This is a genomic window from Deltaproteobacteria bacterium, assembly GCA_018668695.1.
Taxonomy (GTDB): domain Bacteria; phylum Myxococcota; class XYA12-FULL-58-9; order XYA12-FULL-58-9; family JABJBS01; genus JABJBS01.
Genome location: JABJBS010000255.1, coordinates 1 through 11,163 on the forward strand (window position 1 = coordinate 1; position 11,163 = coordinate 11,163).

Consider the following 11,163-nt stretch of genomic DNA (forward strand, 5'->3'; position numbering starts at 1 on the left):
GGGCTCCTGGTTTAACCAAACTTCGAGCTTTAGGGCGGTAGAAGTTGGGGAATGGTTAGGAGAGCTACCAAACACGGCCAAATGAATTGTACAAGCCAAAGGTCATCACAAAAGGAAGCTTAATTTCCAAAACAGGCTGAGAATCGCGTCAACTCCACACAATCTTCATTTTAAAGCCTTTGTGTTGAGAAATTAGCTATACAGCGCCGTAATTCCCTAAGCGAAACACCTGGCCCTGGAAATATCTGAGTTAAGATTTACGGTTACCGCTTTGCCAGGCTAGGCTTCTTACTTTTCGAGAATTTCTTACTTTGCTTTATAGAGAAGGGTCAATCTGGCCCAGTTGAGAGCCTTTTGCTCCAGCTTGCCTAACTTCTTTTCTCCATCAAGTAATCCAACCACCTGCGCGGCCTGACCTTCAATCGCCAAAGCCTGAGTGTAGCGCTCCCGAATCTTATTACGAGAAACATCGTCGCGGCAGCGCCACGACTGCCAGCTCCAGATTTTTTCAAAGTAGCCCTGCATATTTTTGTAGTCTTTTTTCTGCCTTAGCTGATCTGCCAAGAAAACCACATAGGACTGAAACTTACAGCTCGGCTGCCGGTTGACTTGAACAAGTAGGTCTCTGACCACTTTCAAGGCTTCTTCATCTTTAGATACGCTGGCACCGCGATAAGCGCCAAAATAAGAAACATAAGCTGAGTGCGCTCTATCACTGGCACCTTGAAAGAGTTCCTTGGCCTGGCTGGTCCGCAGCACCTCTAAAAGCTGAGCCGCAGATGGCCGACCTTGAAGTACCTTCGGGTCTGCCATAGCCGTAAGCACATAATGTGCAACTGCTCCATAAAGCTCCCTGGAGCCCGCTGCACGCTTTGGCAAATGCGCTGCCATGGAAGCTACCGTGTTTGCCGTACACTCCGGACACTCAATCACCTGAGACAAATACGCACGCACCTCCCCAAGCAATGATTTGAGGGTACGCGGTGTAAAGCCTCCAAATACCAGTTTGCCCTCTTCCGTAAGAACAGGTTCATCAACTGCGTCGGCCAAATGACGCGCTTCGTGAATCGCTACGCCATAAGTTAAGTCCAGCAGGAACTTACCCTCGGCTACTTGATTTTCCGCATCCAAGTAACCCTCGGCCATCCAAGCCCCAAGGGTCTGCATAAGCTCTGCCGACGCTGAACCCTCATTGGGTATCCAGTAGATAGGTGGATTGAGTTTGAGACCCTCCAAAGTTTGCGGTGTCGTACGACGCATGCTTTCTAAAATAAGCCACCCTTCCATCCGCTCCATATAAGCCACACCATGCGCACTCGATCCGGTGCTCAAATTATCGAGCCGGTCCATAACCAATAAGTTAGCGGTCCCGCCGGTGGTATCCACACCAAGCTTACCAAGCTCTTGCTGAATGCCGGGCAGATAACGAAGCTTACGACGGCCCTGCTTTTCAGCCCAAGAAAGTCCGGCATCAATGCGCACCGGCAGATTCGCCGCTTGTAAATAACGGTTCACCAACTCAAATTGATGGCGAATCAATTCAAAGGATTCAATCTCAAATGGCATAAGCTCCGTGAGACCACGCATCAGTTCTTGCAGCGTTGGGTCAAAAGAGAAGCGGCCAACAAAGCCGTCGGCATACGCTCGGTCAAACGTAGCATCAGAGTTGCGCGCCTTTTGCTCCACCAGAAACATCTCTACCCAAGGCTTATTGAACACCTCTAACGTTTGCTCAGAAGTCTCTTGAGTGGCCGGATTAACCTCACCGGGAAACGAATAGACCTCGCCTACAAAAGGCACATAGCGGCCTTCCAATATCATGGGGAAATTCTCACGCTGGCTGTAAAGAAGTACACTGACCACCAAAACCAGTAGGCCGATATAGAGCCCCTTTAAATCCCGCTTTGGCAGCTCAATGGGTTCGAAGTCGTCGATACTCAATATCTTATCTCCATCGTGTAGGAAATCCTGAAAACAACTCTTGCACTTTAAGGCTCGTTTTTGCGCCTAACTAATCCTGCTGAGGATGATTCTAATAAGCACATAGACATGCATCCCAGTGTTAATCACTCAATCAAAGCAATTATTTGCGAAATCATCGACCAGCTGGTTTTTAGGGCATCGCTTGATTGACGTCGTTTGACAATGGTTAATCGTGGGGTTGATAAGCCTCTACTCTGAAAACAAACTGGTGTGCCAAGTAAATAGAAACGCGACGAACCTGCCCCGGCGCCCTTGTTCTTACTGACAAATACCTGGAGGCATCGAGTCAAAACCTGTGGGATTGAATATCAAGCAGCTTCGCCCCGGTTCACAATCGGCAGCTGTATTGCACCACCAAGGAGCACAATGCCCTCCCACCAAAGGCTGAATCACGCCACTTGAAGTGACGATGCACTTCATTTGCAAATTGTAAGATTCTGCTCCGGAGCCGGGAAAAAGCAACGGACAATCAGAATTCGTATCGCAATATCGGTTGCAATAAGGGGCCAAGAGAAATTGACCATCTGGATGATAGTAAGTGCCGTCACAAATTTGTGTTGTACAATCCGCCGCCTGAGAACAGTAGTCACCTGCCTGAGAAATCGCGGTCTCAGGCTGATAGCTACAGGTTCTTAGTCCGTGACCTAAAATCGTATCCGCGCTGTAAATTGCACCCGCGCAGCGCTGACCCACTCCGCAGTCATAATCAGAACCACAAATTTTTGAACAGTAGTAGTTACCGTTGGCATAGGGCTGACCACAAGCTCCATTTTGACATTGAGAAGCAGCAGAGCACGATTCACCCGGCGCCTGCAAAGTAGGGTTTCGAGGCATGCAAAGGCCAGACGCGGCTTCCTGACCCAGATGCTGAGGCGTCAAAATCGTTGCCCGGCACACAGTGTCCCCAAAGCAATCGGCATCTCGTACACAAACCTCGCGGCAAGCCCCTTCAAAGCACGTTGCAGATGCACATTGAGAATCAGAGGCGCAAGCTTGCCCAGGCTCGAGAAGTGCTTGTCCCAAAGTTGGCGCGCAAAAATGTACATTGATAGAGCGCCGGGAAATATAACAGGCCTGCCCTGCTCCACAATCTGAAGTGGTTCTGCACACATCCATACAAAGCTCGCGGCTTCCGACGGGCTGATCGGAATGAGGGTAAGTCTCACAAATGCGGGCTCCATGGGCCTCAGGCATCGCCGAGTTACAAACATCCGTGCTCAAGTAATTCGACGGCTCCCCGCAATCAGACATAGGACAGGAGGCATCAAATCTATCTGGCTCTCCGTCACAATCGTTATCCAGGCCATCGTCACAGAGCGCCCCCGTTTCATCATCGGCCGTTGCCGTACAGTCCTCGGACGCACCAGAATCACTTGGGTCCGATTGCTCTGAATCAGCAGGGTCACTTTCGTCTCCAACCTCCGTTGGATCACCTGGCTCTGAACCTTCAGGTTCTACCTCTGGCTGCTCGCTCGACGAACAAATCCCACCCTGCAAACAAGTATCTCCAAGTGGGCAATGCTCATCGAGTAAACACTCCACACACTCGCCCTGGCTCAAATCGCAGTACTCTGGGCTTGGACAGTCTGCGGCGCTGGTACAACCTGTGGGAACAGGATCTGAAGATGGTCCTGAAGTTGGCTCACATCTTCCCTCCAGGCACTCATGACTCAAGGGGCATTCACTGCTGTCTAGGCATCCACTGCCCGCAGGTGTGGTGCAAATCGCTTGGCTGCAGATCTGGCCATCGCCGCAGTCCGCATCTGCGTAGCAGTTACCAAGCTGCCCTGTTGGCCGTCCACAGCCGACGACCGAGAGAGCAAAGAGTAAGAGCCCTAACTTGACCCTATTTTTGTGATGCGTGCGGCAACTAAAGTGACCTAGTCCCAAGCGCAGACCACTGCTTAATAGATGAATCATAATATCCCCATGTGCCGATACCAGATGCGCACTGGTATCTTCCTAGCAGACCACTCGCTGCCAGAGCATTTAACAACTTACAAGGGTAGAACTGCACTAAACATGACTAATTTAATCATCTTTGTACAAATGTATGGTTTCCCGAACAATATCGGGGTGCCCTGCGACTTGGTCTCAAAATGGTCAGAACCCATGAAATACCTCAAACGCTGCCCTGCTTGCGGCGCCCGACGCATCTTAGTAGTTTATACCTATGAGCATCACCGAAACATTCTATACCCAGATGCCATGCTTCACCGAGTTCAGTAAGAGCTTTGACGCCTCTAATTATCACGCGGCTCCCAGGAATTGGTGGGTCATCATCACCGATGTTAAAGGTTCTACAAAAGCCATAGAAAACGGACGCTACCAAGATGTAAATACCATCGGCGCCGCCACCATTGCTTCACTGCAAAATGTGATGGCCCAAGAAGCCTTCCCTTTTGCCTTTGGTGGTGATGGGGCAACAGCCATTATCCCCGACTATAAAAAACAAGAAGCCGAGAACGAACTCTGCGCTTTGCGCACTTTGGCTGAGTCTAATTTCGGCCTGGGGCTTCGTGTTGGCATGGTCTCTGTAGCAGAGCTTGAAGACGAGGGCTTGCCCGTACTTGTTGGCAAATACGAACTGCAAAGCCGGTACCCCATGGCCGTCTTTCGCGGGGGTGCACTCACCAGAGCCGAAGCAAAAGTCAAAGAGAGTGAAGAAAAATATGGTGTTGCATGCCATGGTAACAACGCAACAGACCTCAGCAAGCTCTCGTGCAGATGGCAGCCACTGAAGTCTCAAAACGGGAAAATAATCACGCTACTGGTGCAGGCTCTTCACAAAGACAAAGTGGCGACCTACTTGCAGTTCACGAAGAAACTTGAAGCGATTATGGGCGGAAACCTTGAAACCGCCAATCCAGTAAACCCCGAAAAAATGAGGTATCGGTCACTCAGTAAGATGCTCACGGCAGAGAAGAGATTCCAGCGCAGCTTCCTCTCCTTACTGGGGCGAATGGCCACCATCGTGATGGCCTGGATGATATTCGCAACCAACCTCTTCAAGCTTATTCCCAGCATGAGACGCTACATGGATGAAAACCCATCGCACAGTGATTACAAAAAATTTGATGAGATGCTTCGCATGGTACTCGACTGCTCTCAGTTTCAGATAAACGCCATCGAGAAGCTATGCGAAGAGCAATTCGCCAAAGGCACTATTCACTATGGCATTCATTGCTCTCACGAGGCCCTGATGACCTGTTATGTGCCGACCATGAATGCCGGTGAACATATTCACTTCATTGACGGCGGCGATGGAGGCTATGCAATGGCCGCCAAGCAGCTCAAAGCACAAGCTAAAGTATAATGGGCTCCTCGCCCACGAAACCCTGAAAATGTCGCCTTAGACTCTTATCCACTCGCGGCCTTCTGCTGCCGTTGCCTGCACTGAAATCGCCCTCTGGCTCTGAGGGTTGAACTTGAACCGGGTTCCCCAGAGGTTTCCGCGTAGCACATCCCCTTCTCGCTTCAAGCGCAACCGCACCATCACCTGCCCTTGCACAGACTTTGCCTGAATTTTATTAAATCCAAGTTGAAGAAGATGTTGTTGTCCGTAGTCTCGCCGCGCCAAAAGGAGATTACCTAGCCAAATTTTTCCAAGGTACCGCTGAGTTCCGCCCGCTATTTTACAAGATCCCCAGACCCAGGGGCCAAATTGCTTAAGCTCTACCAGTCTGTCTCGGTCACGCCATTGGCCTGCAACTGGTGAAAGAAATCCTCCCGCCATCCAAGCAACCCCAGCAAGACCGCCCGCAATCCAAATCACCGATGCCAAATCAAACTGGCTCATGGCTTCCTATCTCCTGATTTCTATCCTCGAAGACTCAAGGCCACCTTAGGCCGGAATGCCGGTACATGACAATTGTAAGGGCAACAGCTCAAATCGTTCCAATTGAATAGTCCCGTCTATCGTTCTATACATCGACCGGCTCAAAGGAGGAGCATCAATGAATACCCCAGCCCACCTACTTACTGCACTACTCTTCACTCTGGCTGGATGCCAAGCTGATACTCAGTCAATCGCACATCCCCCACAGAATGAAGAACCTGCGGCCCTGGAAGCAGCAGAGCCCCGTAAAGAGCCGGCAACCAAGACGGCAAGCCATCCAAGCATCACAGAATCCGATGGCAAATCAATGGACAATCATTGGCTGGTCATCCTGGGTGCCATGGACGACCAAGGCGCGCTTCCCAAAGGCTGGGACAACACATCAGCCAAGCTCGCGAAGCAAGGCATTAAGCCTATGGCAACTTGGTCATCGTACTTCAAAGGTCTGATGCCCTGCTGGCACATTTTAGTCGGCGGCAGCTTCGCAACCAAACAAGAAGCTAAGCTGCTCACCCAAAAACTCAAGAAAGCCGGCATCAACAACTACTTTAAGCATGCGGGAAAATTCGTGGGTATAGACCCGCGTGTGGAGCAAGCCTGTAAGCGTCAAGCCACCTTTATGGATCGGGCACTTCCTTTCTTTCCCGTGGTTCAATGGGACAACCGGGCACTCATCCCGGTAGCAGCCGGGGAAGCTATCGTAGAGCGCGCACTGGTCAAGGCCGGGCCTCAGAGGGCTGTGGATGGTAATCGCCAAGTGTGGCTTAGCAACCTCATACCGCTGAGCGTCGGCGATCTGAAAGTAGGACAACGCATCATCACTCAATCAACGAGTCCAGGAGCACCGCCTCGCACCTGTAAGATCAAAAGGTTTGTATCGCTTACCTGGGGCCAGCCCCACTTCTCATGGCAAAATGGGAACCATACAGAACCCGGCTGCGGAAAACCTCAGGTGATGGCTCAGTTAGACTGCGAACTCAGAGGCGAAGGCACAGTCGCCATGGCCTATTTCCCCGGTACTGCTCTCTCTATTCAGAGCATCCCCGATCCACAAAGTTTTGATGTTAAAGCGCCTTTAGACCAACACAGTATCAGTGGCCTTCCCAGCCAACCCGAGGTGGTAGCTCTTCGCAAAGCCGGACAAGACCACGCCAACGACCAAGGAGAGGACCTAAAAAGCCACTTTAAAATGGACCCACTGGGTTCAGATTCGGACACGTTGCAGCATGTGCGTTACTTTACAGGAGAGGCCTGGACCAACTGCGGCGGCGATGACTTTCATCAACGACTCAGCGCCGTGATTCGCAACGGTAAGCTTAGCTCCAAGTGGATAGACACCACATGGGATACCATTCAAGCTGTGATTGAACATGATGCTAAAAGCTACCTTCTTATCACCACGGCCTACGGCAGCATCGACCTTCAAGACCAATCCGGTCAGACGGTCACTGGAATCAGCCGCATGTTCTGTGATTGTGAGTGCTGAGTCGGTGCTCAGGAACGAAGAAGAATCCCAAATATGCTCAACGCAGCCTCCTTGCCCAAGCCAAAGAAACCTAATTTAATTACAAATTTCGCACTTCTGCCCATCCGAATGCCAGTTTTTTAAGGATAGTCGGAGAATTTTACCAGGCAGCCGTTGTGGTACCGGGATGGATGACTATATTAGCCAATGAGTGGTTCTTGCCCATATTAACTCCGGAGCAAATCCCACTTGGAACGATGATAGCCCATTCAATGCATAACCAGCGAGTCAACCAAGACTCATGATCCCACTGACACTTGCAGTTCTTGTTGTCCTCGTGTCGTCCGCATTTTGCTCGGGCACCGAAGCAGCTCTCTTTTCCGTTTCAATGGTCAAAGCCCGCAAAGCCTTGGAGACCAATCGATATGGGGCGCGGCAGCTCGTTCAAATTCTAGAAAATATGAATCGGCCCATTGCAACCATCGTGGTCCTCAACAACATCGCCAACATCGTAGGCAGCATCACCGTGGGCGCTTTGGCTGCCAATGCCCTGGGCAGTGAATGGCTTGGCATTTTCTCAGGGGTGCTTACCCTCTTCATCATCGTGTTCTCTGAGATTATTCCGAAAACCCTAGGTGAACTGTATTCGGAGCAAGTGGCTCTTAAAGTTGCCCCCAGCATTCTCATCATGACTCGAATTCTTACGCCGGTGGTTTGGTTTCTGGAGCAAATTACCGCACCCATCACCCGGGGTAAAACCAACCTCACCACCAACGAAGGTGAAATACGGCTCCTTGCCCAAATTGGTCTCGATGAGGGAGTTATTGAAGATGACGAAGCGAAAATGCTGCAGCAGGTGTTTAAGCTTAACGACACCACCGCCCAAGATTTGATGACGCCGCGTATAGCCATGACTTACCTCAATGGCCAAGATGCACTCAAAGATGCCAAAGACTTTATCATCAACTCTCAGCATAGCCGTTTGATTATTGTGGGCGACACACCTGATCATGTGCTTGGCTTTGCGCTTAAATCGCAGCTTCTAGCGGCCCTCATTAATGGAGATGGAAGCGAACCCATTGCCGACCACCATACGTCGGTGCAACATGTATCTGAGGGAATTGCCGCCGATGACCTGCTCACAACATTTCAGCGAAACAAGCAGCACATTGCCGTGGTGGAAGATGCCTATGGCGGTGTAGCCGGTGTGGTAAGTCTTGAAGATGTGCTCGAGGTATTAACCGGCGAGATTGTCGATGAGACCGACCAAGTTGTAGACATGCAACAAGCTGCTAGGCAGAAAATTCTTGTGGAGCCTCAAACCATTGATGGGCTTAAAGCCTAAGAGGCTGTTATCCCCTAAACAGCTTCCTTGTTTCTCAACTCATTTCTCTAGAAAACAATATCAAGCGCAGACCGGTCACCACTCTGGATTCCGTTGGCCGTTGCCCGCACATGAGGAATCACCGAGTTCACAAAGAACTTGGCCGTTTTGACCTTGGCGTCGTAGAACCTCGCTTCAGCATGACTCTTGATAAATTCGGATCTGTCTTCTGAAGAAACCTCGGATTTTTTAAGGATGTCCTCTAATCGTCCGGCGGCGACATGAGCTCCGCCTATAAGAAGCCGAGCAACCTCCACATGGCCACACATTTCGAGAAATGGAGTCGCGTTTAGGAAAGCGGATTCTAAATCAGACTGGGCAGCTGCTTGTAAATGCATCGCAACACCGCCCAGAACTTCTTTCGCTTTATTAAGAGCGGCAACCTCCGCATTGAGATTAGGAGTCACTCCCTCAAGAGACTGCGTGACTTCTTGGAGCCACGTCATGAAAAGCGCGCCCCCTTTGAGCCTCATTTTTCGCCCCAGGAGATCCATCGCTTGAATCCCATTCGTCCCCTCATAAATCGATGTGATTTTGGAATCACGCATGGTCTGCTCAACCCCATATTCAGAGATATAGCCGTACCCTCCGAGAACCTGAATCGCTAACTCCGTAACCTTGAAACCTTGGTCCGACGCGTAGGCTTTGCAGATGGGGGTAAGAAAATCCATAAGATCCTGGGACCGGCCACGCACACCTTCATCAGGATGATTACGCGCGTCCTCGCCATAAACCGCAGTCTGTAAAAGCAAAACGCGAATGCCTTCCGAAATCGATTTTGCCATCATGAGGTTTCGCCGCACATCCGGATGCTCAATAATCGCAACGGGAGTCGCATCGCTGCCGCGGTCTGTCAGCTTTGCTCCTTGGACACGTTCTTTCGCGTAGTGCAGCGCATATTGGTAAGCCGCGTTGGCCAAGCCCGAGCCCTGTGCTCCGGTTAAAAGTCTAGCCTCGTTCATCATCTGAAACATGTACACGATGCCTTTGGATTGCTCGCCGATAAGCCATCCACGGCAGTCGCCCTTCTCTCCAAAAGCCAAAGAACAAGTCGGGGAAGCATGGAGCCCCATTTTATGTTCCACGCCGGTCAGCGTTACGTCGTTGCGCTCTCCGATTTCGCCATTGGGTCCGAGATGATATTTTGGAACCGCAAAGAGACTGATCCCTTTTGTCCCGGCTGCATCTCCTTCAACCCGGGCCAATACCAAATGAATAATATTCTCAGGCAAATCCGAATCGCCGGCCGTAATAAAAATCTTATTGCCCCGAATGCGGTATTGGTCGCTCTGGTCGATGGGTTCGGCACGTGTGGATATATCACCCACCGCCGAGCCTGCCTGCGGCTCGGTCAAACACATGGTTCCCATCCATTCACCGGTGTAAAGCCGCTCCACCATGAGTTCTTGCAGTTTCTTGCTACCAAAACACTCGATGAGATGAGCGCCCGAGGCAGTCAGGCCTGAAAAGTTCATGAATGCGGAACACGCACCGGTGAAAACATCCGCTAAGGCAACACAGATTGAAATTGGAAGACCCATTCCACCGAAAGCTGGATTACTACTCGGCGCAAACCAGCCACCTTCTCGAAAAACCCGGTACGCATGATGAAATTCTTCGCTCACGAGAACGTTGCCGTCTACCACTTGAAAGCCCTTACGATCCGCAGGTCCGTTTATGGGACCAAGAACCTCACGGCCAACCTTAATGACTTCATTGAAAACCAAATCTAATGTCTCTTTATTCATCTCGCGATAAGCGTCGTATTCAAGGCATCGTTGAGCATCAACTTGTTCAAATAAAACAAATTCTAAATCACGACGGTCGACTCTAAATTCGGGCATGTGAACTCTCCTGCGCGATAAACCTGGAACTGAACCCGGTATCGGGGAGTTTTTTAGCAGAGTTGCGAGGGGGATGGAAAATGATTCAAGAGAGATTTGTTGGTGACGGTCTGACAACCATTTTCTGCAATGATTTTAGGTTAATCTGGACAGACCAGTATTAGAACACATCGCTGAATTAATCATTCTGCAACAACGCCACTGCCCGATAGACAGGCGTCTCCGCTCCGGGAATGCCATTGACGAAGTTCAGAGGAGAATAAAAAACCGTAAGCAGGTCCTGATCGCTCAACAAGCCATCCGTAAAAGTCCCACAGACGTTCTGCGTAACTTCTTCATTGAAATCCACCAAAACTTCATTAGCGGGCGGCTCGTCCCAGGGAAGATCTAAAATGGATTTGAAGATGACCGGAAGCTGACCAAGTGTTGACCCAAAATGGTTCGGACTCAGATGCCCGACCTGAAAACCATCCTCACTCTCTGTGTCCGGCACAATCACAATAAATGGGTCACTTCCTTCAATATCCAGCGCGGCTAGGTCATCCATGTTCGCGGGAAGATCCGCGCCCTCTTCAAGAACGACGGTCTCCATTTGACCCATAGAGACCAAGCACCCGGAAGGATCATTTTCATAATCAGACGCTATGGA

The 11,163-nt window shown here is 50.6% G+C and carries 8 protein-coding genes; 3 read left to right on the forward strand and 5 right to left on the reverse strand.

What is annotated here, in order from left to right; genetic code table 11:
* Positions 1-306: 306 nt before the first annotated feature.
* Together HOK28_13515 and HOK28_13520 are read right to left on the reverse strand one after the other, a co-directional pair.
* Positions 307-1,941, reverse strand: coding sequence for a hypothetical protein (locus tag HOK28_13515; GenBank protein ID MBT6434111.1), 1,635 nt, complete (start codon positions 1,939-1,941; stop codon positions 307-309).
* Between the two features lie 300 nt (positions 1,942-2,241).
* Entirely contained in the window at positions 2,242-3,903 is a 1,662-nt protein-coding gene (locus HOK28_13520; protein MBT6434112.1) for a hypothetical protein, read from the reverse strand.
* Positions 3,904-4,156: 253 nt separating this feature from the next.
* On the opposite strand from HOK28_13520, the gene HOK28_13525 reads away from it, so the two are divergent.
* Positions 4,157-5,299: a DUF3095 domain-containing protein gene (locus HOK28_13525; GenBank protein ID MBT6434113.1), complete on the forward strand. Its 1,143-nt coding sequence runs from the start codon at positions 4,157-4,159 to the stop codon at positions 5,297-5,299.
* 36 nt (positions 5,300-5,335) lie between these two features.
* On the opposite strand, the gene HOK28_13530 is transcribed toward HOK28_13525, so the two are convergent.
* A complete protein-coding gene (locus HOK28_13530; protein MBT6434114.1) occupies positions 5,336-5,782 on the reverse strand; it encodes a hypothetical protein in 447 nt (148 codons plus the stop codon).
* A gap of 157 nt (positions 5,783-5,939) precedes the next feature.
* Here HOK28_13530 and HOK28_13535 point away from each other — a divergent pair, with 157 nt between their 5' ends.
* Both HOK28_13535 and HOK28_13540 read left to right on the forward strand, forming a co-directional pair.
* A complete protein-coding gene (locus tag HOK28_13535) occupies positions 5,940-7,307 on the forward strand; it encodes an SPOR domain-containing protein (GenBank protein MBT6434115.1) in 1,368 nt (455 codons plus the stop codon).
* 280 nt (positions 7,308-7,587) lie between these two features.
* Positions 7,588-8,631 carry an HlyC/CorC family transporter gene (locus HOK28_13540; GenBank protein ID MBT6434116.1) on the forward strand — a complete coding sequence of 348 codons (1,044 nt, stop codon included), beginning with the start codon at positions 7,588-7,590 and terminating at the stop codon, positions 8,629-8,631.
* 47 nt (positions 8,632-8,678) lie between these two features.
* On the opposite strand, the gene HOK28_13545 is transcribed toward HOK28_13540, so the two are convergent.
* Together HOK28_13545 and HOK28_13550 are read right to left on the reverse strand one after the other, a co-directional pair.
* Positions 8,679-10,514 carry an acyl-CoA dehydrogenase gene (locus tag HOK28_13545; GenBank protein ID MBT6434117.1) on the reverse strand — a complete coding sequence of 612 codons (1,836 nt, stop codon included), beginning with the start codon at positions 10,512-10,514 and terminating at the stop codon, positions 8,679-8,681.
* Positions 10,515-10,692: 178 nt separating this feature from the next.
* Positions 10,693-11,115, reverse strand: a complete 423-nt coding sequence (locus tag HOK28_13550; GenBank protein MBT6434118.1) for a hypothetical protein — start codon at positions 11,113-11,115, stop codon at positions 10,693-10,695.
* Between the last annotated feature and the right edge of the window lie 48 nt (positions 11,116-11,163).